General features: G+C 49.9%; 21 protein-coding genes, 1 tRNA gene and 6 pseudogenes. 5 read left to right on the forward strand and 23 right to left on the reverse strand.

Features of this window, described 5'->3' with window-relative positions; genetic code table 11:
• Positions 1-9: 9 nt before the first annotated feature.
• Positions 10-1332 (reverse strand): xylose isomerase, encoded by a 1323-nt coding sequence (gene xylA / locus CRO19_RS08330; protein WP_097095417.1) that lies wholly within the window; start codon positions 1330-1332, stop codon positions 10-12.
• A 354-nt stretch (positions 1333-1686) separates the two neighbouring features.
• On the opposite strand from xylA, the gene xylF reads away from it, so the two are divergent.
• From xylF to CRO19_RS08355, 5 genes are all read left to right on the forward strand, one after another.
• Positions 1687-2679 (forward strand): D-xylose ABC transporter substrate-binding protein, encoded by a 993-nt coding sequence (xylF, locus tag CRO19_RS08335; protein ID WP_097095418.1) that lies wholly within the window; start codon positions 1687-1689, stop codon positions 2677-2679.
• Between the two features lie 22 nt (positions 2680-2701).
• Entirely contained in the window at positions 2702-4228 is a 1527-nt protein-coding gene (locus tag CRO19_RS08340; protein WP_097095419.1) for a xylose ABC transporter ATP-binding protein, read from the forward strand.
• A complete protein-coding gene (gene xylH, locus CRO19_RS08345) occupies positions 4221-5402 on the forward strand; it encodes a xylose ABC transporter permease XylH (RefSeq protein WP_097095420.1) in 1182 nt (393 codons plus the stop codon). The genes CRO19_RS08340 and xylH overlap by 8 nt, the downstream gene beginning before the upstream one ends.
• 92 nt (positions 5403-5494) lie before the next feature.
• A complete protein-coding gene (xylR, locus tag CRO19_RS08350; RefSeq protein ID WP_097095421.1) occupies positions 5495-6673 on the forward strand; it encodes a D-xylose utilization transcriptional activator XylR in 1179 nt (392 codons plus the stop codon).
• A 61-nt stretch (positions 6674-6734) separates the two neighbouring features.
• Positions 6735-6829, forward strand: a tRNA-Sec gene (locus tag CRO19_RS08355).
• A 100-nt stretch (positions 6830-6929) separates the two neighbouring features.
• On the opposite strand, the gene CRO19_RS26460 is transcribed toward CRO19_RS08355, so the two are convergent.
• The 22 genes and pseudogenes from CRO19_RS26460 to CRO19_RS08455 all read right to left on the reverse strand — a co-directional run bounded on the left by CRO19_RS26460 (position 6930) and on the right by CRO19_RS08455 (position 24518).
• Complete coding sequence (locus CRO19_RS26460) at positions 6930-7259, reverse strand: VasL domain-containing protein (RefSeq protein ID WP_141400226.1); 330 nt, start codon at positions 7257-7259, stop codon at positions 6930-6932.
• Positions 7190-7488, reverse strand: a pseudogene (locus CRO19_RS08365) (type VI secretion system ImpA family N-terminal domain-containing protein); the annotation flags it as partial. The pseudogene CRO19_RS08365 and the gene CRO19_RS26460, both read right to left, overlap by 70 nt.
• Positions 7475-9301 (reverse strand): 3'-5' exonuclease, encoded by a 1827-nt coding sequence (locus tag CRO19_RS08370; RefSeq protein WP_370659786.1) that lies wholly within the window; start codon positions 9299-9301, stop codon positions 7475-7477. The pseudogene CRO19_RS08365 and the gene CRO19_RS08370, both read right to left, overlap by 14 nt.
• Before the next feature lie 77 nt (positions 9302-9378).
• Entirely contained in the window at positions 9379-10623 is a 1245-nt protein-coding gene (locus CRO19_RS08375; RefSeq protein ID WP_097095422.1) for a GIY-YIG nuclease family protein, read from the reverse strand.
• 78 nt (positions 10624-10701) lie between these two features.
• A complete protein-coding gene (locus tag CRO19_RS26465; protein WP_097097615.1) occupies positions 10702-11100 on the reverse strand; it encodes a YdcA family protein in 399 nt (132 codons plus the stop codon).
• Positions 11101-11222: 122 nt separating this feature from the next.
• Positions 11223-11534, reverse strand: coding sequence for a hypothetical protein (locus tag CRO19_RS08385; RefSeq protein ID WP_320204466.1), 312 nt, complete (start codon positions 11532-11534; stop codon positions 11223-11225).
• An 11-nt stretch (positions 11535-11545) separates the two neighbouring features.
• Positions 11546-12770: pseudogene (tssF, locus tag CRO19_RS08390) on the reverse strand (type VI secretion system baseplate subunit TssF); the annotation flags it as partial.
• 91 nt (positions 12771-12861) lie between these two features.
• Positions 12862-13281 carry a DUF1240 domain-containing protein gene (locus CRO19_RS25825; RefSeq protein ID WP_141400227.1) on the reverse strand — a complete coding sequence of 140 codons (420 nt, stop codon included), beginning with the start codon at positions 13279-13281 and terminating at the stop codon, positions 12862-12864.
• Positions 13271-13708, reverse strand: coding sequence for a DUF1240 domain-containing protein (locus CRO19_RS08400; protein WP_097095424.1), 438 nt, complete (start codon positions 13706-13708; stop codon positions 13271-13273). The genes CRO19_RS25825 and CRO19_RS08400 overlap by 11 nt, the downstream gene beginning before the upstream one ends.
• Before the next feature lie 3 nt (positions 13709-13711).
• Positions 13712-14977, reverse strand: a complete 1266-nt coding sequence (locus CRO19_RS08405; RefSeq protein ID WP_097095425.1) for a PAAR domain-containing protein — start codon at positions 14975-14977, stop codon at positions 13712-13714.
• Between the two features lie 31 nt (positions 14978-15008).
• Positions 15009-15254, reverse strand: a pseudogene (locus CRO19_RS08410) (type VI secretion system domain-containing protein); the annotation flags it as partial.
• Positions 15247-15402 (reverse strand): annotated as a pseudogene (locus tag CRO19_RS08415) (type VI secretion system baseplate subunit TssF); the annotation flags it as partial. The pseudogenes CRO19_RS08415 and CRO19_RS08410, both read right to left, overlap by 8 nt.
• Positions 15403-15485: 83 nt before the next feature.
• Positions 15486-15956 (reverse strand): immunity protein TsiR, encoded by a 471-nt coding sequence (gene tsiR / locus CRO19_RS08420; protein WP_176519139.1) that lies wholly within the window; start codon positions 15954-15956, stop codon positions 15486-15488.
• 2 nt (positions 15957-15958) lie between these two features.
• Positions 15959-17029: a polymorphic toxin type 44 domain-containing protein gene (locus tag CRO19_RS08425; protein WP_097095427.1), complete on the reverse strand. Its 1071-nt coding sequence runs from the start codon at positions 17027-17029 to the stop codon at positions 15959-15961.
• A 229-nt stretch (positions 17030-17258) separates the two neighbouring features.
• Positions 17259-17440, reverse strand: a pseudogene (locus tag CRO19_RS26085) (type VI secretion system baseplate subunit TssF); the annotation flags it as partial.
• Positions 17441-17527: 87 nt separating this feature from the next.
• Positions 17528-17953, reverse strand: coding sequence for a DUF1240 domain-containing protein (locus CRO19_RS25830; protein ID WP_141400228.1), 426 nt, complete (start codon positions 17951-17953; stop codon positions 17528-17530).
• Positions 17954-18057: 104 nt separating this feature from the next.
• Positions 18058-18489 (reverse strand): DUF1240 domain-containing protein, encoded by a 432-nt coding sequence (locus CRO19_RS08435; protein WP_097095428.1) that lies wholly within the window; start codon positions 18487-18489, stop codon positions 18058-18060.
• 34 nt (positions 18490-18523) lie between these two features.
• Positions 18524-18949: pseudogene (locus CRO19_RS26525) on the reverse strand (type VI secretion system domain-containing protein); the annotation flags it as partial.
• Complete coding sequence (locus tag CRO19_RS26530) at positions 18837-19199, reverse strand: hypothetical protein (protein ID WP_444505490.1); 363 nt, start codon at positions 19197-19199, stop codon at positions 18837-18839. The gene CRO19_RS26530 and the pseudogene CRO19_RS26525, both read right to left, overlap by 113 nt.
• A gap of 4 nt (positions 19200-19203) precedes the next feature.
• Positions 19204-22668, reverse strand: coding sequence for an ImcF-related family protein (locus CRO19_RS08445; protein ID WP_097095429.1), 3465 nt, complete (start codon positions 22666-22668; stop codon positions 19204-19206).
• Entirely contained in the window at positions 22665-23873 is a 1209-nt protein-coding gene (locus tag CRO19_RS08450) for a KPHS_23130 family T6SS system protein (protein ID WP_097095430.1), read from the reverse strand. The genes CRO19_RS08445 and CRO19_RS08450 overlap by 4 nt, the downstream gene beginning before the upstream one ends.
• Before the next feature lie 87 nt (positions 23874-23960).
• Positions 23961-24518 carry a M949_RS01915 family surface polysaccharide biosynthesis protein gene (locus CRO19_RS08455; protein WP_097095431.1) on the reverse strand — a complete coding sequence of 186 codons (558 nt, stop codon included), beginning with the start codon at positions 24516-24518 and terminating at the stop codon, positions 23961-23963.
• Position 24519 lies beyond the last annotated feature (1 nt).

The raw sequence follows: 24519 nt of genomic DNA on the forward strand, positions 1-24519 counted from the left end.
CCTGAAAATTTAAAAATCAAACAGATAGTGATTCACCAGGTTTTCCAGCTGTTCCTGACGGCCACTGCGATGTTGTGGATTGAACTGTTGTTGCTCTGCTTGCTCTGCCAGCGCTGCAAGTGAGAACTCTCCTTTCAGAATCTGCTGACCAAACTCCCCGTTCCAGCCGCTATAACGCTGTGCTACGCGCTTATCCAGCTCGCCATCCGCTACCATGCGTGCCGCAACTTTTAATGCCAGCGCCATCGTATCCATCGCCCCGATATGGCCATAGAACAGATCATATTTATCCGTGCTCTGACGCCGCACTTTGGCATCAAAGTTTAAGCCGCCGGTGGTAAATCCGCCCGCTTTGATAATTTCGTACAGCACCAGAGCGTTCTCTTCGACGCTGATGGGGAATTGGTCGGTGTCCCAGCCGCATTGAGCATCACCGCGGTTTGCATCTACCGAACCAAAAATACCGAGCGCGATAGCGGTAGCAATTTCGTGGTGGAACGAGTGGCCCGCCAGCGTGGCGTGGTTAGCCTCCACATTCACCTTAATCTCTTTCTCCAGCCCAAACTGCTTCAGGAAGCCATAAACCGTCGCCACATCATAATCATACTGATGTTTTGTAGGCTCCTGTGGCTTCGGCTCAATCAGCAACATGCCGTTGAAACCGATTTTGTGCTTATGTTCCACCACCATCTGCATAAACCGGCCAATCTGCTCGCGCTCCTGGCGTAGGTCGGTATTCAGCAAGGTTTCATAACCTTCGCGGCCGCCCCATAACACATAATTTTCGCCGCCAAGGGTTTGTGTCGCCTGCATCGCACTGCACACCTGAGTCGCCGCCCAGGCAAAAATTTCCGGATCCGGATTGGTGGCCGCCCCGGCGCCGTAGCGCGGATGAGTGAAGCAGTTTGCGGTTCCCCACAGCAACTTCACGCCGGTTTCCTGCTGCTTTTGCAGCAACTTATCCGTCATGACGGCAAAGTTCTCTCGATAGCGTTGCAGCGAGTCGCCTTCCGGAGAGACATCTACATCATGGAAGCAGTAATAGGGCACGTTCAGCTTCTGGAAAAATTCAAAAGCGACATCCGCCTTTTGCTGCGCCAGCGTGAGCGCATCGCCCTGCTTCTGCCAGGGGCGATCAAATGCGCCAACGCCAAACATATCCGCGCCATTCCAGCAGAAAGTGTGCCAGTAACAGGCCGCAAAACGCAGATGCTCAGCCATGGTTTTCCCCAGGATCACTTCTTCTGGGTTGTAATGGCGGAACGCCAGCGGATTATGCGTTGCGGTCCCTTCATAACGAACGCGGTCAAGCTGGTCGAAATAGGCGTGCATATAAAGCTCCTTAGCATGAGGACCCGAATGGTCAGCTTTGAGCCTTCATTGTGATAATGTAATTTACTGCTTCTCAATTACGATATTTAACACTCGCAGTGAGATAATTATTATTTGTGCGCCAGTTCGCAAAACAATGTTGTTATTTTCATTATCCCCTTTCATCTTCTCCACACCATTCCTTTTTCTGAAAACAATTAAATCCCGATCGCGCTCATAAAATCGCAAATAAACCAAAAAACGTAATGGCCAGATAAAAATCAGTAATTGATGTTGTCAGAAACTCAGCGCAACAATTCATCGGCCTGGTTTTGCCTTACAACGACAATAGCCTCAACCTACAGGATGAACACCATGAAGATAAAACATTCACTGTTAGCCGCCTGCGCAGCACTGGCTCTGTTTAGTCATGCTGGTAGTGCTAAAGAAGTAAAAATCGGTATGGCCATTGATGATTTACGCCTGGAACGTTGGCAGAAAGACCGCGATATCTTTGTTAAACAAGCTGAATCTATGGGCGCCAAAGTGTTTGTGCAATCGGCAAACGGCAATGAAGAAACCCAGATGTCGCAAATTGAGAATATGATAAATCGCGGCGTCGATGTGTTAGTCATCATCCCTTATAACGGCCAGGTTTTAAGTAATGTCGTGGCAGAAGCGAAACGTGAAGGTATTAAAGTTCTGGCCTATGACCGCATGATTAATAACGCTGACATTGATTTTTATATCTCTTTTGATAATGAAAAGGTTGGCGAGTTGCAGGCTGAAAGCATTGTGAAACAGGTACCAAAAGGGAATTATTTTCTAATGGGGGGTTCGCCCGTTGATAATAATGCTCGCCTGTTCCGCGCAGGTCAGATGAAAGTGTTAAAACCTTATATTGATAATGGCAGTATTAAAGTGGTGGGCGATCAGTGGGTTGATGCCTGGCTGCCGGAAAATGCCCTGAAAATTATGGAAAATGCGTTAACCGCTAACGGTAACCATATTGATGCCGTTGTGGCCTCAAATGATGCCACCGCCGGGGGGGCGATTCAGGCGCTTAGTGCGCAGGGGCTTTCGGGCAAGGTTGCCATCTCCGGGCAGGATGCCGATCTTGCCGCTATCAAACGCATTATGAACGGCACACAAACCATGACGGTTTATAAACCCATCACAGAGCTTGCCACCGAAGCAGCCAAAATCGCCGTGCAACTGGGTGACAATCAACAGCCGACCAGCAACGGCAAACTCAATAATGGCCTTAAAGATGTGCCATCCCTTCTACTGAAACCGATCTCCGTAAACAAAGACAATATTGAAAGCACAGTTGTTAAAGATGGCTTCCACAAGCAAAGCGAACTTTAAAAAGTGAGCCGGTGAAGGAGAGATGTCGATGTTGCTGGAAATGAACCATATCACAAAGCGTTTCGGCACGGTGAAAGCACTGGATGACGTTAGCCTGCGGCTGGAAGCAGGTGAAGTGATGTCACTGTGCGGTGAAAACGGCTCAGGAAAATCGACACTGATGAAGATCCTGTGCGGGCTTTATCCACACGGTGACTTCGACGGCACTATCCAGTTTGCAGGTGATGAAATCCAGGCGCAGACCATTCGTGATACCGAGCGCAAAGGGATTGTGATTATTCATCAAGAGCTGGCGCTGGTGCGACAACTGACGGTCATGGAGAATATTTTCCTCGGTGCGGAGCTGAGCCGCTTTGGCATGGTGGATGATGAAATCATGACGTTGCGCTGCCAGCAGTTGCTGGAGCGAGTCAAACTCCATGTCTCACCTGACACGCGCGTCGGCGAACTGGGATTAGGCCAACAGCAGCTGGTGGAGATTGCGCGCGCCCTGAATAAACAGGTGCGCCTGTTGATTCTCGATGAACCAACCTCTTCGCTCACGGAACAGGAAACCGGGGTTCTCCTTAGCATCATCCAGAACCTGCGCGAACATGGCATCGCCTGTATTTACATCTCGCACAAGCTCAACGAAGTGAAGGCGATTTCAGACACCATCTGCGTAATCCGCGATGGCCAGCATATCGCCACCCGTCCTGCCGCTGGCCTGAGCGAGGATGACATTATTACCATGATGGTGGGCCGAGAATTAACTGCACTCTATCCTCACACTCCACATGAAATGGGTGACACCGTGTTGCAGGTTGAGAATCTCACCGCCTGGCATCCCATCAACCGTCATGTTCGAAGGGTAAATAATGTCTCTTTCAGCCTGAAACGTGGCGAAATCCTTGGCATCGCCGGTCTGGTGGGTGCGGGCCGAACAGAAACCGTGCAGTGCTTATTTGGCGTTTGGCCGGGCCGCTGGCAGGGAGACATCTTTATCAACGGGAAGAAGGCCCACATCCGCGACTGCCGCAGCGCCATTGCCCATGGCATTGCGATGGTGCCCGAAGATCGTAAAAAGGATGGGATTGTTTCACTAATGGGCGTGGGTAAAAACATCACCCTTGCCGCCCTGGAACAATTCACACCACGACTTTCCATCCTGGACGAAGCGCAGGAGCAGCAAGCGATCAATCAGGCCATTACGCGCCTGCGGGTGAAAACCTCGTCGCCGGAGCTGCCGATTGGTCGCCTGAGCGGCGGGAACCAACAGAAGGCAATTCTCGCCAAATGCCTGCTGCTCAATCCGCAGATTTTAATTCTTGATGAGCCAACGCGCGGCATTGATGTCGGCGCACGCCAGGAGATCTATCTGCTGATCAATGCGCTGGTGCAGCAAGGGATTGCCGTGATTGTTATTTCTTCGGAGTTGCCCGAGGTGCTGGGGCTGAGCGATCGGGTTTTGGTGATGCATGAAGGACAAATCAAAGCCGATCTGATTAACGATAACCTGACTCAGGAGCAGGTGATGGAAGCCGCCCTGCGGAGTGAACATTATGCTTAAGACCGAAAGTACACAACGCGGTTTCACTACACCCGGTAAAGGCGCGCCGGGGAGATTCGCACTGCCTGATCTACAGGTACTGGTGATGCTGGGTGCGATTGTGCTGATTGCTCTGTTCTTTACCTGGACCACCGACGGGGCGTGGCTCAGCGCCCGGAATGTTTCCAATCTGCTGCGCCAGACTGCCATTACCGGCATTCTTGCGGTCGGCATGGTGTTTGTCATTATCTCCGCAGAAATCGATCTCTCGGTCGGATCAATGATGGGTTTGCTCGGCGGTGCAGCAGCCATTTTTGACGTCTGGCTCGGTTGGCCTCTGCCACTGACTATTGTCGTAACGCTGGTAATGGGGTTGCTACTTGGCACCTGGAACGGCTGGTGGGTAGCCTATCGCAAAGTGCCTTCCTTTATCGTCACGCTGGCGGGGATGCTGGCGTTTCGTGGCATTCTGGTGGGCATCACCGACGGCACAACGGTTGCGCCGACCAGCCCAGCCATGTCACAAATTGGGCAAAGCTATCTGCCTGGCGGTATTGGTTTCGGATTCGGCTTTGCGGGTCTTGCGTTATTTATTCTCTGGCAATGGCGTTTACGTCTGCGCCGTCAAAAGCTGGGCCTGACGCAGGCCTCAGTCAGTGGTGCGCTGGTACGGCAGGCCATTACCGCCATTTTGGTGCTGGGCGCGATCTGGCTGCTGAACGATTATCGCGGCGTACCTACGCCCGTACTGTTATTAGCCCTGCTACTGCTGGGCGGAATGTTTATGGCAACCCGTACTGCATTTGGCCGCCGGATCTATGCCATAGGCGGCAATCTTGATGCCGCGCGTCTCTCCGGAATTAATGTGGCCCGCACCAAGCTGGCTGTTTTCGCGATCAATGGCGTTATGGTGGCGATTGCTGGTTTGATTTTGAGTTCACGCCTGGGTGCGGGTTCACCTTCAGCGGGCAACATAGCTGAACTGGATGCCATCGCCGCCTGTGTCATCGGCGGCACCAGCCTCGCGGGCGGGGTGGGTTCCGTGGCCGGCGCGGTAATAGGCGCCTTTATCATGGCTTCACTTGATAACGGCATGAGCATGATGGATGTCCCGACCTTCTGGCAGTACATCGTTAAGGGCGCGATTCTGCTGCTCGCGGTATGGATGGACACTGCGACGCGACGCCGGATGTAATCGCGTGAGCGATCACAATGTGGCGCAAATTCTTTCTGCCATCGGCTGCGCCGTGCTATGCAAGGTGCAGCGAGTTTAGGAGGGGCGCCATTATGCATGAGAAACGTTTTCGCATTACGTTACTGTTCAACGCCAACAAGGTTTATGACCGCCAGGTGGTTGAAGGTGTTGGTGAATATTTACAGGCGTCGCAGACGGACTGGGACATCTTTATAGAAGAGGATTTTCGCTGCCGTATCGACAACATTCGCGAATGGCTGGGCGATGGCGTAATCGCCGATTACGACGATCCTTCCATTGAAAAATTGCTGGCGAATGTGTCGGTACCGATTGTGGGTGTTGGAGGATCTTATCATCAGCAACAGGACTATCCGCCCGTTCATTATATCGCCACCGATAATGCCGCGCTGGTGGAGAGTGCCTTCTTACATTTAAAAGAAAAAGGCATTAACCGCTTCGCCTTTTATGGCCTGCCCGCCGCCAGCGGCAAACGCTGGGCACAGGAGCGTGAATATGCTTTTCGCCAGCTGGTATCGCGCGAGCGCTATCAGGGGGTGGTTTATCAGGGAATGGAAACGGCACCGGAAAATTGGCAGCACGCACAAAACCGTTTGGCAGACTGGCTGCAAACGCTGCCACCACAAACCGGCATCATCGCCGTCACCGATGCCCGTGCACGACACCTTCTGCAGGCCTGTGAATACCTGAAAATTCCAGTGCCGGAAAAGCTCACCGTAATTGGCATCGACAACGAAGAGTTGACGCGTTATCTATCGCGCGTGGCGCTCTCATCGGTCGCGCAGGGATCGCGCCAGATGGGTTATCAGGCAGCAAAACTGCTGCATCGCCTGCTGGATAAGCACTCTTTGGAACTGCAACGCATTCTGGTGCCGCCGGTGAAAGTGATTGCGCGTCGCTCCACCGATTACCGCTCCTTACACGATCCCGCCGTCATTCAGGCGATGCATTACATCCGTTTTAACGCCTGTAAAGGCATCAAGGTTGAGCAGGTTCTCGACGCCATCGGTATTTCACGCTCTAACCTGGAAAAACGCTTCCGCGACGAAACCGGCGATACCATCCACGCCATGATCCATCGGGAAAAACTGGAGAAAGCGCGCGAGTTGCTGGCGTGTTCTTCAATGAGCATCAATGAGATCTCGCAAATGTGCGGTTATCCTTCGCTGCAATACTTCTATTCGGTGTTTAAAAAGAGTTATGCCAATACGCCAAAGGAGTATCGGCAACTTCACGGCGAAAATGTGTTGTGACGACTGGCTAAGATCAAGAATTCCCCCGCTTTTGCCGCTATACTCCTGCGGCAACGTAAAAGGAAGATCGTCGTCTCCGGTGAGGCGGCCGGATTTCAAATCCGGTTAGGGCCGCCAGCGGTCCTGGGCAGGTTCGACTCCTGTGATCTTCCGCCACTTTAGCTCTCTCGAACTTCCTCACATTCAACTAAACCCCCTATTTCACTGGAATAACCTCTTTCTATCCTCTCTGGGAGTCAACAGGATTCTACCCCCATCAATAAACATTTGGGGGTGCTAAAGGGGGGGTAAAATTGTGAGCTCTTTTTTGATACCCCCAAATCTGTTTTGCCACTCGATCAGTCCTAGGCTGCCGCGCCAGGGATTTAGCCTGCTCCGGCCACAACACCTGAGCCTGTTCTACGAGCTGCCAACCGTAACCAATAATCAAGTCAGGAGGCAATGTATCCAGCCGGGCAAGCTGCTGCTGTGTCTGGGCGATAAGATCCTGCGGTGGAGGGAGCGCAGCCGCTGTTACAGGCGCTGACTCAAACCACTGAGGATTTCCATGCGAGCGTGAACCGGCTGCGGCCAGAGCGTGCCCCATGATGGCTTATCAGGGCCTCCAGAATGGGTAGTCCTTCATTCAGGCCGAACAACCAGGCCGCCGTTTGCAGCTCCACACCATTTTGCTCAAACAGCGAAAGGCACAGTTTTTCGGCATAACGCCAGTTTACATCCGGGCGAGTCGGATGAGTCAGCTCATCGCGCAGGGTGGCATAATCCGACAGCATCCGTGGGCCGCTACCGGTTTTTAATTTTTTATGCATAGTCATCCGGTTGCCCCAGTAGATCTACGCCGGCAAATTTTGTCAGTTGACGACTGATGCTGTTTTCTTTGTAGCATGTCACCAGCAGCGAACGAGTCGCTCGGGTAAAAGCCACGTAAAGCGCCGGGATAGCTTCCGACTCATCCGCCGCTGCTTTATGAACAAAAGACGCATTGATGACGGCAACGTAAGGAAATTCAAGACCTTTACTGCTCTGGAAGGTCATGAGGTGTACAACATCGTCACGATGTGAATAGGCTTTTTTATCCCCGGAGGTAAAGCTGACGGCGGTGGGTATCTTATGCTGATTCAGCAATACGGTGAGCCTGTCTGCTGAATAACGCGTCGGGCACACTACCGCCATATCTCCCCAGCGGCATGCAATCGCGTGTTGCTCCTTCAGCCATGCCACTACACGACGGGCCTCCTCCGCTTCAGACTGGCATAATTCAATATCAGGAATATCCCCCTCTTCTCCGCAGGCTTCCGGCAGCACCAGAGGGAGCTCCTGATTATGATGACTTTCAAAATAGTCACGTGAGAAGGCGTAAGCGAAATTGAGTATGCGGCAGGGGTTACGATAGTTGACCCTAAGTACAGACGTGCGCCCCTGAGCCTGGATACCCACACTCGCCAGCGAGAAGTTAAGTGCTCTCTCACGTCGGTACAGCGACTGCGCGTCATCGTACATCAGTAATAGTGAACGGGTTGTGTTATCAAACAGGCGAGCAATGAGCGAAAGCCAGCGCTGGTCAAAATCATGCCCCTCATCGACCAGCACGGCATCATAACCACTGTCCGTCACGGCTCCGCTGTTAACCGCATTTTCCAGAGCGTCAAAGCAATTATCAAAGTACAGCCCTTCCCGGCTCACATTGAGTTTGAATTTTCGGGCAGCATTCGCGCACCAGTCGTGGAAATGATACACGTGCACTTTCCCCGACAGCCCTCTTTCAGCAATGCATTCACGGATATAGTTTGCCAGGATAATATTAAAACAGAGCACTAATACAGGACGCGTTGTCGTTTCTGAAAGATACAGACAGCGGTAGAGCAAAATGAGCGTCTTACCAGAACCCGCCACGCCGTGTATGACGCGGTGCCCTTCCCCGAGGTTTCGGGCAAGAACCTCCTGTTGCAGGTCCATTACCCTGCAGACCTGATTACTCTTTTTCTTTGTCCGAATGGCAATCTCCGGGAACAGGTGCTGTCGGAGAATATCCCTGACAACCGGAGTGACTGCCGGTCTGAACCGGGTAGTAAACAATCCGGAAATTTTAGAACGAAAAGTAGATAAAGAAACAGACTCAGTCATTTCATCCTGACAAATCGTCAGTGCCCGGGGAAATATGGATTCTACCGCCCCGTCGGTTGAGAGGGAGGTCAGTTGCTGGCGGGTGATATTGGTAAAAACAACACCATAAGCCCAGGCAATATTAAGTTTACCTTTGTACAGGCCGGTATTTTGCTGCAGTTTCGGCTCACGGGATAACGATTCGACGGTCGCACAGGCATACTCCCTGACCTGTACCAGCGGATTTTGTTCCTGCTTTTCTCCCTGCGCAGTCAGGAGAGTAACCGTCTGCGGGTCAATATGCTGAAAGGTGCTCAGCTTCCAGTCTTTGACTTCAAGAAAAATAAGGCCGTTGACGGGATCGATGATAACAAAGTCAGGATGCCTGTATTCCCGCCCCACCGGAATGTCATACCAGATAAGGCAGTCCTCCCCGAGATGTGACTCAAGGCGCTGGGCTACGCGTCGCTCCCCGTGCGTCATTCTCCCGGAACATAGCGTCAGAGACGTCATTAATTTCGCCATACAATGTTATCCACTTATGTGCAGTGCATCAGCGGAGCCCTGCAATAGTTACGCTGTCAAAATTTCAGAATATGATGTTATGCGGCTTCGCTTTCTGCATATTCAAGACTCTGCAGATACTGTAGCGCCACCGGGTCAGCAATATATTCAACCTGCCCGTGGTGGCGCTCCACCTCATCAATAATTCTGCTGAGCTCAACCCGGAAAAATTCCTTGCGCAGGTTAACCCGGTTAATACGGTAGCTTTCCAGATGGTCGTGCAGCGTTCTTTCAAGTGCAGGGGCGTCATCGCAGGAAATCATGGCATGAACGTCAAAATCATACGGAACGGCTGCCCCGCTCAGTTCTTTCACGCGATCCATAGGCTCCAGTCGTCGGGTCATGCCGATTTTAAAGACGTTTTCGCCGAAAGAACCGATATTTGAAATGATATACACGTGTCCCTGCTTCGTGAGCTGTGCCATGGATTTAGCTCGTTCATACTGTTGGTGTACGTCCTGGATTTTCTGCTCCAGCTCCAGACGCTGTCTTTCCAGCTCTTCTCTGTGAGCACCTTCAGCCGCGAGCAGAGCTTCCTCCAGTAGACGCTGCTGCTCAGCAAGGCGCTGCTCCTCCTCTTCCGCTTCGCGCTGCTGCTGCTCCAGCTCATCCTGACGCTGTCTTTCTTCCCGCATCTGACGCTTGAGCTCTGCCTGATATTCTTTTTCTTCCTGCGCTTTTTCCAGCAGGACGACCTTATCCAAAAACTGCTGTTTTACGCCTTCCCAGTCGGCATTATCTTCAAGTTCCAGAAAAGTGATTTTCTCACTGATGGCCGCGTAAGCGTCTCTCTCCTTCCTGAGCTGGTCGTATTTGCTTTGCCAGTTATTAACCGTGGTGCCGGAAAGCAGTGTTTTGACTTTGAATTTATACGCGGAGTCCACAATACGCTGCAGTGCCTGGGAGGCTTTATTTCTGGCATTGTGAAAGTCATCCCACTGACCGGAAAGCTGTTTCTTTTCCTGATACAGGCCGCGGCTCACTTCATTACTGACGGTTTCATCAAAGGCTTTCTCTTTCTGAGCCAGGTCCGACGCGGCCTGTTCAAGCTCTGCTGTTTTCTTCCGGAATCCCCGGTAAATGAAAACCCGTATTATCAGCACAGCGGCTATCAGTAAGCCAAAGAACAGACCGATGATCCCTGCCGGATTCGACACAGATTCAATAAATCGCTCATTAAAATTAATTAATGCTCTTACCGCGACATAAATGCCCCAGGCAATGACGCCAATAATAACCAGAATAATACCTGCAGCATTGTCATCTTTTTTTCTTCGTGCCATGTTTTATTTCTTTCCTTTCTTATTTCTATCCTGACGATTTAATCTGAATAACGGGAAGAGAATCTTTGCCATATCAAATTAATACGGGTTCCCTGAGCAAATGGGTAAATGAGTGTATCCGGGCTTGCTGGCCATATAGAGGGGAGCGCATGTGGGCTGGCGGGGTTGGGTATTGACCGGCTCATCGTTTTCTGTCACTCGTTGCTGATTTTGCTTTTTCGCTGTTGTCACCTTTTTCGTCTGCGTTTTTCGGGTAGAAGTGGACGGTTTTACCCGATTGCTGGCTTCTGAGGAACCATAACCGGAACAGAATCGTTTTGACTGACTCAGACTCCCGTCATTACAGGCAAAGCGTCCATCCGATGTGCAGTGCGCTATACCGCCTTTTGAACCTGAACAGGGCTGCCGTCCACGCGCAGCATCGGCTTGTGCCGTAAACAGTATTCCTGATACCAGAAGGAAGATTAATTTTCTCATTTCCATATCCGTGATTTATTCCTTACTTTGGGGCTAAGTAATCCGAAAGCTATTGATCATTTCGTCAGGAAAATATGCAATGATTCATAGCAAAAAAATAACGATTCAATTTTCAGCATCCGCTATGGTAGAAGCTCTAAAATCAGACCAAAAAACGTGCTCTCATCAATTATTTTTCCGGGACGGGAGAGTGCCCCCGTTGGAGTAAAGGTCCACTCGCTCACGCTACCTGATTGCATGAATAAACGTCCCAGTGAAGTCACATGCCCTCCATCATGAAATGTCGCCTCCACGCATCCTTTGACGACCTGGCCATATAAAAATACCGGCTCAAACTTTACGGCACGGTCGTCAACACGCAGGATGATACCGGAAATATCAAAAGCCCTGCCCTCCACCAGCAGGCCCGTAACGGATGCCGTGAGCGCCTCCATATTCAGTCCGGTAGCGTCAGCGACAGGCTTTCGTCTTCCGGTACCGTGTGGTTATCAAAGGCTTCACCGCCGAGGATAAGCCAGGTGTTATGCAGACCTGACGGACCGCGACGCACACGAGTGTGGTAGTAATATTCCGGGGCTTCATGGCGCATCATTCCGCCTTTGTGGCGGAAGCTCGAAAACGGCACGTAGGTATGTTGGCTTGATGACATCACCGAACCGACAGCGTATATCTCGGTATGACCATCCTGCACGCGCATTGGGCGCAGCATGTATTCTGTTTGCAGAGAATTGAGCGTCAGCGGTTCAGATTCCAGCGGGAACAGGTTAATCACCGGCACACAGTTCAGGCGCAGATGCTTTTCGGTAAAGCTGAAGTCATGCTCCCAGCGCTCAGTCAGTACCACGTCGATTCCAAACCATGGGAGCTCAGCCGGAAAGGCCACGGTCTCCAGCCCACGTAGCCCCGTGAACATGAATTTCTCACGGAAGGTAAAGTACTCCAGCAGCAGTTGATAGCCGCTAAAGCTGCTGCTTCCCTTCGGCCACAAGTCGTCATCATCGCCAAATCCCAGCGCGGTGAAATACCCATCAAGTGGCCTTCTGTCCACCTCCCCTGGAAGACGCAGCCACATCCGGGCCACGTTCATGGTAAAGGCTTCGTGCATGGCACAGGCCAGTGGTGCATCAGCGTTGAGATAGAGCGGGATATGGCTGAGGTCAAGACGGCTCCAGTCCTCAAGGCTGCTGCAACTGAAACGCAGCGTCACGACTGAGCGGCCATCCGTATCGGTTGCCAGACTCGCCCGTGCCAGCGACAGCGGCTGCAGGCTGATTTCCTTTGTGGTGGTGTAGCGGCAGCGCGTGCCCTTCTCACCAATTGGTCGGGAATGAACCTCGAAGCCTTTGGCTACCCGCATCGGCTCCTTCATCTGGAGCCAGTCCGGAGAAAATTCGACCACTGACAAGGACGGGATGGTGCGCAGGTAATGCGGCCACAGCAGGCTGACCAGACCTTCGGTCAGCTCCAGCAGATCGTCGTCCAGCTTCTCGCGAAGCCGCCCCATCAGGAAAGCAAAACCTTCGAACAGGCGTTCCACATACGGGTCGCGTGCGCCCGCTTTATCAAGATTAAGCATTGCCGCCTGCTGGGTGGGCCTGAGCAAATTCTTCACCCGCTTCGAGCAGGTAGCGCATTTCGGCGTCGTAATAACGCAGAGTTAAGTCGTCCATAGTAGTTTCTGTTTAGTTAATTACTGCGTGATGAGCGATGAAGGGAATTCCAAAAAACCGGCAGGCGACTTCAAATAGAAAAGGTCGCTCATCAATATGGTTTACAGGAAAATCTTTCTTTTACATAACGAGTGGCTGTGCCTGGCATCCAGCCCAATGGAATACCATTGCAGCGTACATATCCTCTGCTAAGCAGCTCTTTGGGATAGAGGATGGAGTACAACAGACCCAGTACAACGATAGCAATGCAACCCCATTTTAAATAAACGACATAATAATCCATCTTCCTGAAAGCAAACTCATTACCCTTGAAGAGAACCAGAATAAAATAGGCCAATGGGAATGTCATTACAAAAGGCAACGCAACTAAAGCAACGGTTAACCATGAAAAAACAATCTCATCACCAAAGCTGAAATATTCTTTAAATATACTTCCACCAAGATAAAAACTCAGAAAACATAACCCAAGAATGATAATGATAGCGAAAAATGCGCGAACTCTATCTTTCATGTTGAAAACCCGAATTGAAGCATAATTTTTTATCAACTACATATTTGCTTGCTGTTCCTGGTGTCCATCCAGAGGGTACTCCCGAGCAAAGAATGTAACCTTTGCTTTTTAGTGCTGATAAATAACCAAACGACATCGCACATGACAATGCAAAAGTAAATACACACATAAACTTAAAAAGCGGCATAATTCCATTCACTTTTTTAAGTGCATGTTTATCCCCATGTCGAAGTGAGAGAAAAAACCAGTATAAGGGAAATGCAAACATTATCGGTATCGATATAAGACTTAATGACATCCACGAAAAAACAATCTCTTCAGGGAATTCTAGATAATCAGAAATTTCGCTCAACCAAAAGCAAAATGACACAATAGAAACAACCAACAATATAACAACTGAAAAAACAGCCTTGTTTTTTTTATTCATATATTAGTATGTCCTTTTGGTAATATCGCCAATCGAATCTCTCAAATATCCCCTAATCTCTGATTCTATAATTTGCTTTCCTTTTTTTAACATTTGCCCTGCAAGCATAGCACCTAAGTCCCAAAAACCGTCTTCCATTTCTCTAGCTTTTTCAGTAAATTCTTGTTGAGCCGCATCAATGTACTCAACTACTTTGTCTGTCACACCAAACTTCTGGTCCAGCTTATTTAAACCCCAGGCAGCAAAAAATCCAACGCCAATGACTATTACAAGGTTAAATGCAATCAACGGGGTTACTACGACACTTCCAACGACAAATGTGACTACTGATACAATGCCGATTTTCACTACATCAGTAGCCAGAGATCCTATGAATTCAGCTAAAGACCTCTCATCGTTCAAAATGAAATCAATAGTCCTATAAGCGGCTGCAACATAAAATGTCAGCCGTGCTCCTTCAACAACAGATTTTGCAAACCCATATTTACCAATTCCCAAATCAACAATCTTTGGATTTTTAGCCGCAAACACAGGTGCATTCAATATCTTCCTTACACCAGGATAACCACTTATTTTTATCAGTTCTGTACCGTTGTGGTTTACATATGTTGTTGCTTTTATGCTGAAGCTTCCCAATTGGTTGATCAACATGGATGCAGTCACAACATCCTTGATATTTGTTCCATAATTTACAACTATTTGTCCGGGGTCACTTTCTGTTATTGCTACCCACCCGTGTTTCCATGCCCCCCACGAGGACAATATTTCGAAAGCTTCTGGAAGAGTGAGCAGCATCACATCCTGATTAGTTTGCCTTAGCATAGCCCTCAAATTACCATCAGGTAAATCATGAGTATTCCGTAAAACTGGATAATCAGGTACAAATCTAGTTGGCTTTTGCTTACCGGTCAGATAACTCGGCAATTCTGGCGAAGTTTGCACAGGTGCTGCAAAGCCTGCTGCTGGTTCTGTAGCGGAAGCTCCGCTACTCTTCTCGTACGTATCATCCATCATCGACGGAATAAATTTCGCTTTGCAGGGGCAAGTGCTGTAACTGTCGAGGGTGCCGGCCATACGCCGATCATGAATAGTGTCGTTATCGATACCGCCGGCAATTTTAAAAAGCCCGGCATGCTTGCCGCAGGTCACACTGTCCTGCTCCCGTGCCACAGGTTTATCAAACAGAGTGTGATCCTCTGCGCCCGTGGTGATTCTCCCGCCACAGGTCGTCTTGTCGCCCTGCACCAGATAATAGCCTTCAGCTCCCATACGCTTCCCTTTTCGCTTAATTAAGTCCTGGTTATCCGCACAGCACTGCACTGCTTGCCGGATCGAGCGCAATCAGACCCGCCAGAAGCTGGTCCATCTCTGGCTGTAACCGTGATTTATCGGTTTCAATGCGTGTGGCTTTCATGCGCAGCAGTCTGAGGCGGCGCGATTTCACTTCAAACAACAGTGCAGGTGTCCACTGCGTGAGGGTGATTGTCTGAGCTGCACTATCGAGCTTATCCAGCAGATGCAGCGCCAGCTCGTTTTTCCCCTCCTGCTAGCCGCTCCACGGACGGGTCGCGCGCTCCAACTTTATCGAGATTGAGCATTGCCGCCTGCTCGGGGTGAGCACGGGCAAATTCTTCACCGGCTTCCAGCAGATAGCGCATTTCGGCGTCATAATAACGTTGGGTTAAATCATCCATATATTTATATTAATTTCTTATCAATTATTAAATACTGGAAATTTCAACTTTAAACAGGTATTTCCAAGAAAGCAGGGCATAGATCAATATTTATACTTGAATGCCATTATTTTTTTAAAACACAAATTACCAGGTGTGCCCTCTAATATATTATTATTAAATCCATCGTTTATTTTAATCGATACAGAACACGCCCCTGCTGTTGATGAAAGAATAAAATTCTGACCTCCACCACCAGTTGAATTATATTCATATTGGCCACCAATCCGCCAACCGACATCGATTGCTGCATCTCTTCTAATCAGAGATATAAACGAGGCAGTAAATTCATATTGCTCGCCGGGAGCTATGATTTCAGGTTTTGACCTTATAATTCGCTCAACTTCTTCAGGCTCGGGGTCAACGTCATAGATGCTCTCACCAGCATATATGAAAAGAGGCTTGTTAGTATTATTTGTAATAGTAACGAAAGGTCGTGTCGGGAAGATGTGAGCAATTAGCACCAATAGCCCCGAAAACAATACAATGCAACCCAGAACTATTTTCTTTTTCATAATCACTCCTCAATCTTATCTGGGTTATCTGTATTCCAGCACCAATGTTTTTCCTTTGAGTGAGGTATTAACACATCAGCTGTTTTCTCGAGCGCGTCAAGTATATTATTCACAGTCAAACTGTCTGCATATTTCCCGTGTTGATGGAACAGAGCAAAACCGATTTTCATGCTCGTAACGTCGTCCACCGTATCGTCACCAATCGCCCCTGGCGTCATGTTTTGTTCCCAAGTAGAACCTTTTAAGAGCAATGATTCTGAAAAGCCGACACTAAGGCCAACATAGCCATAATGTATGTTTGACCAAACATCATAAAAGTAATCATGCTGTTTGAACTTGTGGTAATAAGACCTTGACGGTTTCCCTTTTCTGGGTAATGGTCGCGCAACTGCAACCGACGAAAATCTATCGCGAATCTTCGGTTTGTGATCCCAAGTAGAACCCGTTTTAACAGTCTGATACCAGACTGCCATTGCAGCAAGCAAATCTGGCTGAGGAGGGGGAGCCAGCTTTGCATAAAAAGGAAGTCTATCCCACTCAGCGCGCCTTTGTTTTAAAGTATCTTCGTCGATTAAATAACGTATTGTTTCTGCAGTCTGGCCTCTGACATTCGTTTTAATTTCATTGAGTATATAATCAGCAACCTGTATAGCGCCGTCAGCATGCTGACAATGCAGCTTACTCTTAAGATCTGACGACTGCCCGGAAGTCGTTACTGATGGAGTAGTTGCTGATGAAGTGGTTGTGGCTGCCGCTGTCGTTGTTCTCTCTGCAGAATCTGCACTACCACCACTTTTCTCATATGTATCATTCCACATCGACGGAATAAACTTCGCCTTACAGGGGCAGGTACTGTAGCTGTTGAGGGTTCCGGCCATTCGCCTGTCATGAATGGTATCGTTGTCGATACCACCGGCTATCCTGAAAAGCCCGGCATGTTTACCGCAGGTCACGCTGTCCTGCTCCCGTGCCACAGGTTTATCAAACAGAGTATGATCCTCTGCGCCCGTGGTGATTCTCCCGCCACAGGTCGTCTTGTCGCCCTGCACCAGATAATAGCCTTCAGCTCCCATACGCTTCCCTTTTCGCTAAATTAAGTCCTGGTTATCCGCACAGCACTGCACTGCTTGCCGGATCGAGCGCAATCAGACCCGCCAGAAGCTGGTCCATCTCTGGCTGTAACCGTGATTTATCGGTTTCAATGCGTGTGGCTTTCATGCGCAGCAGTCTGAGGCGGCGCGATTTCACTTCAAACAACAGTGCAGGTGTCTACTGCGTGAGGGTGATTGTCTGAGCTGCACTATCGAGCTCATCCAGCAGATGCAGAGCCAGCTCGTTTTCCCCTCCTGCTAGCCACTCTACGTAAGGGTCGCACGCCCCAGCTTTATCGAGATTGAGCATTGCCGTCCGCGGGCAAACTCTTCACCGGCTTCCAGCAGGTAGCGCATTTCAGCGTCGTAATAACGTAAGGTTAAATCATCCATATTGATTTCTGCTCAATAATTACCGAATGAATAATATTATCTAAATAAAATTGTGCTGATGATGTTCCTGAGGACAGGAACATCTTATTAATTTTCACGCTGCCCACATACCGATGGTGGTTGTACATACTCAGTGGCCATTCCCGGCATCCATCCATTCGGGCGACCAGCGCATTTCACATAGCCTTTACTTTGAAGGGTTGAAGTGTATGCAAAGGAAAAGATGATAGAGCTCACGAGAAAAACACCAACCAAACCTATAAAAAACCTATTGGTGTTTTTGCATTTGATAATTGCCTGTTCCCCTCCGTGCCGCAAGGCCAGATACCAATATATACATGGAAAAAGTAGGATTATCGGTATCATTAGCAGAGCGGAAACCGTTGGTGAAAAAACAATCTCATTTCCGAATTCAAATAGTCCAGTAAATGCATCATATGCAAACCATAAAGAACCAAACGATGAAACACACCAAATAATAAGGGTTCCAATAAATCTACGTTTTGGACTCATAAATTAATTACCTGTGAAGTTAAGTCACCAATGTATTTTTTAATATGCTGTTTTATCTTAGATTAGGTGTTCCACCAGCTTTTTTGGGCATACTATGACATTTACTAACGGCAACTCTGGGGATCTTTGGCGTATCTTGTTGCCATGCCAGGCACCCAAGCTTTCGGGGTGCCTGGACAGGCAACATATCCTTTATTTTCAATTTTGTTTGAAAAATAAATTTTAAATCCAACCTGAAAAGCAACAGTAACAATGAATACTGCAATCATGTACTTAGTTACAAATTTTTGTACCTTCATTGAAACTCTGCGTCCTAGAAAAATAGGCCATAAAGAAAAAAATGCTACTGGAGTCAAGATGAAGATAGCGGAAAAACCATAAACAAAAAAAGATGAGAATGATAATTCAGATGGGAATTCATAATATTCTCTTAGCGTAGTTAAGGAAAGCCTTCCCCCCACCAAGATCAATGGAACATATAGACACAGCATACCAAAAAACATTCCAACCCTGCGTTTAATTGGAAATTTTTGCATCAAAACCACTCCTTTTCAAAATTCTCTAATGATTGATCAGCAAACGCAGCAGCCATTTTTCTTTTGTGGAATCTGTACCTAGCCGTGTCTGCAGCCAGTGGAGTGTGGCATCCAGGCCGTCAGTGTCCGCTTTCTCCAGCGCTTCCGACTCCAGCGCCAAAATATCGTTGTCGGCCGTGCTGGCGGCACTGACCAGCTCGTCCCGCCAGCCGGACATATCATCCAGTACGCTCTGGTTTATCCAGTTCAGCGTGACCTCATCGGCAAACGGCGTACCGTCATTAAAAGCTAGGGTCTCAAGCCCGGTAAGGCGACGCAGCAACCCTTTCAGGTCGGCGGCGATGATATCAGCCAGTACATCCTGCCCCGATTTCATCAGTGCCTGGTGGATATACCACTGCAAATCCAGTCAGAGATGATTGGCACCGCGCGAGAAGGTGCTGTCCGCCTGCTCCAGTATCCTGGGCAGCAGTGGTGAGCAGCTTTTCCGCCAGCTGGCAAATCAGCGCCGTATCAATGCCGGAGAGTTTGTTGACCTCTTCCCGGATACGCTGGAAGTTATCGTCGTACCCGGGATCCTCACCGGTTGGATGACTGCCACTGACGGGGGCAGTCCAGCGATCCCAGCTTTTCGTTCGCGCCTGTGCCTGAAGCTTTAGTTGAGTTTCATCAGCCTGACAGGCCGTCACAACGTTCTGCAGTGTGCTCATTGTGTTATTCCATCTCGTCCATGCCACTGTTTCCCGAATTCATCAGTGCCTGCGCCGTGGCAGCGCTGTCCACACTGAAAATCTGCTCTGGTAAGGAGAACCCCCGGAGATCAAGCAGCGCCAGCGGGCCTTTGCCCAGCTGGGAACGCAGCACCCACTGCAATGTGCGCCCATCCTGTGCAGTAAAACTCATCATCCACTGGCTGCGGTCAAGCTGCTGGCGCTTGCCCTGGTCCAACCAGCGAATAAAGCCCCAGGTCCCGCTGTAATCTCCGAACAGGCGCGCGCCGGCGTTGACCGTGGTCCAGGTCAGCATCGTCCCCGGCTTGTAAGTGTCTCCCGGCCAGCGGAAACTCTGCCAGTCGGCCATCTGGTTGAAGTAGTGCAGCTTTTGTCCATCAATGGTTAGCTGCGTCTCCACCACCTGCGGCACAGGACGCGCCTGTAACTCAAAGCTGATGCCCTGGCTGCCATCGGTGAACAGAATGTCCGACAGCTGGCTCAGCTGGTTAATGGCCCGCAGGAAGGCCGGGTTAAAACTCAGCCCCTGGCTGTTGACCTTATCCGGCACCCACTGGCTGCCCTCTTTGTGCAGCACCCCGCTGAGCTCTGTCGACAAGAAGCGCTCAATACGTCCACTGTCCTTGCGCAAAAACTCAGCCAGCATTGGCAGGGAGGCATCACTTTTACTCGACGCAAACGGGAAACGTCCATCAAAGGCGGTGTGCCAGTTCGTCACCACGGACCGGCTCCATTTGTCATTCAAACTCGCCGCCGACGGCTGAAGCACGGTCTCCCAGGCCTGAGTCAGTGGCTGAACAAACATTGTGCTGCCAAAGCCGCTCCACTCTTCGCCAAGGCTTGCCGAAATCAGACTGCCGTATTGCTGGGTGTCGGTGAGATCCACACTTTTGCCCTGGAACACAGTTTGCGCCAGGGTCTGCATCATATCCTGCGGATCAGAGGCGCTGGCCACCTGTTGCAGGCGCAGACGCACGCGGGTAATGCGGGTCAGATATGTCTGCAGGCTCAGGGAGGTGTCAGCCGACATGACGTTGCTGCCTTTGTTTTTACCCAGAAGCTGAAGCAGCGGGCCAAAGGTTTCATCGAGCGGCCCCTGTGGCCCCGACGCAGACTGGTCAATCACAGGCTTGTCTTTACCGCCTACCAGGTCTTTAGCCGATTTGATGATGGAATCCGAAAGGCCTTCGCTTTGCTGGCCGGTCTGCCCCTGCCAGGCGATGGTATTCATCAGGGCAATCAGTGGCGACTGCCGGACATCACTCATCAGCGTCAGCTGGTCGGTAACGTCAGCAACGTTGTTTGCCGGATTAAGTTGCAGACTGTTGAGGAAGCTCAGCCAGCAGCCGGCAAAGTCGGTGAAGTAACGTTGCGTCAGACGTGCTTTCAAGGCTTCCGGAGACAGGTCTGAGGAGACGGCTTTCCGGCTGTCACTCAGCACCCAGTCAATTTCATCCCGGCGGGAATTTGCAGCCTTCTCGATAGCCTGCTGAATGCCCCCTTCCCACGCCTGGCGGGTAAACATGCCCGGCACCACCTCTTCGGTGGTAAACAGTTGCCGCGCATCGGTACCACTGGTCATGTCCTCCAGGGACACATCGGCGAAGTTACGACGAACGGATTTGAGCATATTTTGATACAGCGTGCTTTCGGCGTTACGGCGGCCAATCTGCTGCAACAGCACCTGGCGACTCTGGCTGACCAGCTGCGCATCCGGTGTGATTTTCCACTGCGGCTGCTTAGGCAATTCGGTGATATAGAAGGCCCACAAATCCGGCGTCAGGCTTTGCCACAGGCCGGTTGATATGCCCATTCGTGTCGGCTGTACGGATTTCATGGTCTGCGCATAAAACGCGCCGTCGGCTTTATCCGGACGGGCCATCATCAGCCAGGCTTTAAGCTGGTCATAGCCCGGTTTCGCCAGTTGTGTCCGCAGGTCGCTGTTGGGGGCAGAATTCGCCAGCATACTGAGCTTCTGCGTCAGGGCGGCATTTGCCGGATCGCGAATCAGGTGATTGTTCGCCACCCCATACCAGGGCAGCATCGCGTCGAGCAACTGCTGGTTATGGTCCAGACCGAAGCGCTGGTACCAGGGCGCACCTTCCTGAATATGGTGCTGCAGGCGGCCAGCGTCATTACGCAGGGTATGCAGAGCCGTCAACTGGTAATCCGATACAGAAGGATGCTCCACCAGGGCATGAGCCTGCTGCGCCACAGAGACAATCTGCAGGCGGTTGACCGCAAACGACAGCAGCATCCCCGCCCCCCAGAGACCGATAATGGCCATCAGCGTCCAGGCCAGCGTCTGTTCCCACGCCATACCGACGCGGCGGCCACGCACGCGGGTACAATCATCAACGATCCCCTGCCAGGTCACTGGCAGGTACAGCGTATGGCGTTGTGATTCAGGGATATATTTCCTCGCATCAGCTGTTTCCTCTGATATATCGGCAGGTTTATTCTCCAGCAGACTGAACATCAGGCCACGTAGCGGAACGCGCTGCTGGGAGGCAGATAACCATGGCACCAGTTGCTGAGTCCAACGGGCGATACCCCCGTCTTTAAGGTGCTGGCCCAGGCGCAGCAGGAAGTCGTGGCTGTTGTTCTCAACTATCTGGCTCACGCCTTGTTCCCGTAGTTCTGGCAGAAGATGCCTAAGCTGGCGGCCAATATCGTCCGCTTTAGCGCATTGTGGGAAACTTGCGCCTACCACCTGCTCAGTGCGTTTAGCCTGTGACCAGTTGCTGTCACACAGTTGCCACAGCCAGACCGGGGTGGAATAACGCAGCAGTTCACTGATTTTTTCCAGCCCGCGTAAATCGTTGTCACTAATTTGTGGCGTCAGATTAAACGACTGTGACATGACGCGGACAATCCCGTCCAACGGACGCCCGCGGCGCAGTTTACGCAGCGTGGTGTATTTTTCCTTATCCGGATCAGCAGTCAGACTGCCGCCGTAAATCAGAACGGTACGGTTACCTTCAAGCCACTGGTTTTCCTGCAGGCCAGGTACCAGCTGTTCGATTGCCGCCTCATCGCCGGTGATTAACAACAGACGGGTTTTACGACGCCAGTAGAGGCCAATACGGGCGCGGAGATGTCCCCGAATCCTGTTACACATGGCTACCGCAGGATGAGCAGGCGCTTTATCATTTTCCCGTTTTTTTTTCTCATCATCACCGTTGGTGTTGTCGACAAGCGCATTAAACTCCTGTTTTCCGGCACTACGTACCGCCGCCAGGAGTACCACTGATACGATAAGTGCACACCCTGAAATACATCCGCTGGCGATAAGCCAGTAAATTTGCTGCTGACTTCCGTCTTCAATCCCGGCTATATCCGGATGCTTCCAGACCATGAACGTCATAACAGCTAACAGCAAAAAGAAAATCAATGCGACAGCAAGATAGCGGCCTTCCGTAGTCTTCGGTGCTAAAGGTAGCTTCACGGATCCATCTCCTGTCGGGAAGCAATCGGGGTAATGAGCGTGCTCCACAGCACATTCTGTGTGGTATCACCGCAGATAATCATCTGTGGTGACAGAGTTTGTCGGGCGATTTCAGTGGCGGCAGCGATAGCCAGCCAGGGGGCTGCGGCACCGGCATGTCCCATGGATGTATCGAGTGAAATGACAGCGTCATCCTCTACAGACTGCGCAGGGTGTGCATTCTGGCGCCCAATAACTTCTGCGCGCTGCTCACCGGTCAACCCGGCAAGCCATAAATTTTTCACGATATTTTCTTTGAGCGGGACGTTATAGGCGGCCATGTTCATCCCCTCGCTCAGTTCACCTGATGGAGCAGCATCTGGCCGGTGTAGCAGCGCGAGAGGTTCGAGTGCCTCCTGGGTCAGGCGGTTGCCAAGAAGCAGAGCAACACCGGCCTCAGCTGTGTTGTCAGAATCGACAGGCTTTAACTGGAGACCCACAACCAATAACATTGCTTTATCTTTAATACGCTCATTCAACCAGCGGTCAATTACACTGAGCCCACTCCCTTCACCATATTCAACAGGAAGAGTAATATTGTTCTTTTGCCAGGCCTCATCCCAGTAATGGCGAATACTCTCCAGAGGCAGCGATGTTGTTATATCAAAAAATACTACCAGTGGTACTTTGTCAGGGATTTGTGCGAAAGGAATGCCAGCAATCAACTTCAAAAAAATATTCGTTATCACGAATTTTAGCGAGTCCTGCGGGCTAGAAGAAATTTGGCTCATCCTGGAGCTTTCATTACCATCCCGGTCGACCTGCGAAACAATAATGCTATCGTTATTTTGCATGGCAATAGCTGTATCTTTCTGAGCAACTGATGAGTGGCCGGTAATAAATGTTGCATTCAGCACCTGCAGTGCACGACGTGCCTTACGGGTTTCTCGAAGAATCCATTGTTCTCGCTGTTTGTCGAAAGCATTTGCTTTGCTATCCTGCAATGCCCACAGAAGCAAACAAGAAGCAAACGGAACACTCCACAAAACAATAGGCACACCTAAAGAAATTTTCCAAAAATGCAGGTTATCAATATAACTCCCGAATATACGCATTAATATAACACTGACCGAAAGCATGGCAACCAGAGCAATAAGCCAACGAAAAAATTTCAGAGGTTTAGGTCTGGGATAGCATTCTGGAAAATGTTTAAGTGTATATGACATTAATTTTCTCATATTACTGAACAATTAAAACCATACTCAAGAAAAGAACTTCCTGCTAAGTTATTTGCCGGAGTAAAAATCAGACTGCTAATTTATTTTTGTCGTTGAAATGGCCTTCCATTTTTTCAGCATGTAATTTAACAGTGGCTTATCTTTTTTTAGATTATAATCTGGAATCGGAGGATTTTCTCCACCATAACTACCACTTTCAACAACGATATGCTCTTCTCCTCTTAAGGAGTGCTTCACGCCATATTTATATGCAAAATACTTGACGGTTACCGGATCGAGTCCACCAATACACCCAATCTTGTAGGCAAATAAAACAGTTCCTACGCCATCAGAAATCGTTTTATTCACCTCTACCGAATCAGTTACAACATCTAACTTTATATCCAGAATACAGTCATTAACATAATCGTTAAGAACCCAGTCAACATTACCCTGAGTCAACTGCTTTATTGACAAATGCTCTCCTGATTGATCTTTGGAAATTTGCTTTTCTATCACCAGTGTATGTTCGCCAGAGTTATCGTTCCACTTTGTACTGGAAATTAGATCCTTAGCAAAAGTAGAGTTCACTGGGTAAATAAGTAATACACAGCTCATCCTTAAAAGCAGCAAAGGCGCCGAATAATGATTCATC

Source organism: Candidatus Pantoea floridensis, from assembly GCF_900215435.1.
Lineage (GTDB): Bacteria > Pseudomonadota > Gammaproteobacteria > Enterobacterales > Enterobacteriaceae > Pantoea > Pantoea floridensis.

What these genes read in the sequence shown, in the direction of transcription:
- xylA (WP_097095417.1), bottom strand. Translation starts at nt 1,332, where the DNA reads ATGCACGCCTATTTCGACCAGCTTGACCGCGTTCGTTATGAAGGGACC.
- xylF (WP_097095418.1), top strand. Translation starts at nt 1,687, where the DNA reads ATGAAGATAAAACATTCACTGTTAGCCGCCTGCGCAGCACTGGCTCTG.
- CRO19_RS08340 (WP_097095419.1), top strand. Translation starts at nt 2,702, where the DNA reads ATGTCGATGTTGCTGGAAATGAACCATATCACAAAGCGTTTCGGCACG.
- xylH (WP_097095420.1), top strand. Translation starts at nt 4,221, where the DNA reads ATGCTTAAGACCGAAAGTACACAACGCGGTTTCACTACACCCGGTAAA.
- xylR (WP_097095421.1), top strand. Translation starts at nt 5,495, where the DNA reads ATGCATGAGAAACGTTTTCGCATTACGTTACTGTTCAACGCCAACAAG.
- CRO19_RS26460 (WP_141400226.1), bottom strand. Translation starts at nt 7,259, where the DNA reads ATGGGGCACGCTCTGGCCGCAGCCGGTTCACGCTCGCATGGAAATCCT.
- CRO19_RS08370 (WP_370659786.1), bottom strand. Translation starts at nt 9,301, where the DNA reads ATGGCGAAATTAATGACGTCTCTGACGCTATGTTCCGGGAGAATGACG.
- CRO19_RS08375 (WP_097095422.1), bottom strand. Translation starts at nt 10,623, where the DNA reads ATGGCACGAAGAAAAAAAGATGACAATGCTGCAGGTATTATTCTGGTT.
- CRO19_RS26465 (WP_097097615.1), bottom strand. Translation starts at nt 11,100, where the DNA reads ATGAGAAAATTAATCTTCCTTCTGGTATCAGGAATACTGTTTACGGCA.
- CRO19_RS08385 (WP_320204466.1), bottom strand. Translation starts at nt 11,534, where the DNA reads ATGGAGGCGCTCACGGCATCCGTTACGGGCCTGCTGGTGGAGGGCAGG.
- CRO19_RS25825 (WP_141400227.1), bottom strand. Translation starts at nt 13,281, where the DNA reads ATGAAAGATAGAGTTCGCGCATTTTTCGCTATCATTATCATTCTTGGG.
- CRO19_RS08400 (WP_097095424.1), bottom strand. Translation starts at nt 13,708, where the DNA reads ATGAATAAAAAAAACAAGGCTGTTTTTTCAGTTGTTATATTGTTGGTT.
- CRO19_RS08405 (WP_097095425.1), bottom strand. Translation starts at nt 14,977, where the DNA reads ATGGGAGCTGAAGGCTATTATCTGGTGCAGGGCGACAAGACGACCTGT.
- tsiR (WP_176519139.1), bottom strand. Translation starts at nt 15,956, where the DNA reads ATGAAAAAGAAAATAGTTCTGGGTTGCATTGTATTGTTTTCGGGGCTA.
- CRO19_RS08425 (WP_097095427.1), bottom strand. Translation starts at nt 17,029, where the DNA reads ATGGGAGCTGAAGGCTATTATCTGGTGCAGGGCGACAAGACGACCTGT.
- CRO19_RS25830 (WP_141400228.1), bottom strand. Translation starts at nt 17,953, where the DNA reads ATGAGTCCAAAACGTAGATTTATTGGAACCCTTATTATTTGGTGTGTT.
- CRO19_RS08435 (WP_097095428.1), bottom strand. Translation starts at nt 18,489, where the DNA reads ATGCAAAAATTTCCAATTAAACGCAGGGTTGGAATGTTTTTTGGTATG.
- CRO19_RS26530 (WP_444505490.1), bottom strand. Translation starts at nt 19,199, where the DNA reads ATGAGCACACTGCAGAACGTTGTGACGGCCTGTCAGGCTGATGAAACT.
- CRO19_RS08450 (WP_097095430.1), bottom strand. Translation starts at nt 23,873, where the DNA reads ATGTCATATACACTTAAACATTTTCCAGAATGCTATCCCAGACCTAAA.
- CRO19_RS08455 (WP_097095431.1), bottom strand. Translation starts at nt 24,518, where the DNA reads ATGAATCATTATTCGGCGCCTTTGCTGCTTTTAAGGATGAGCTGTGTA.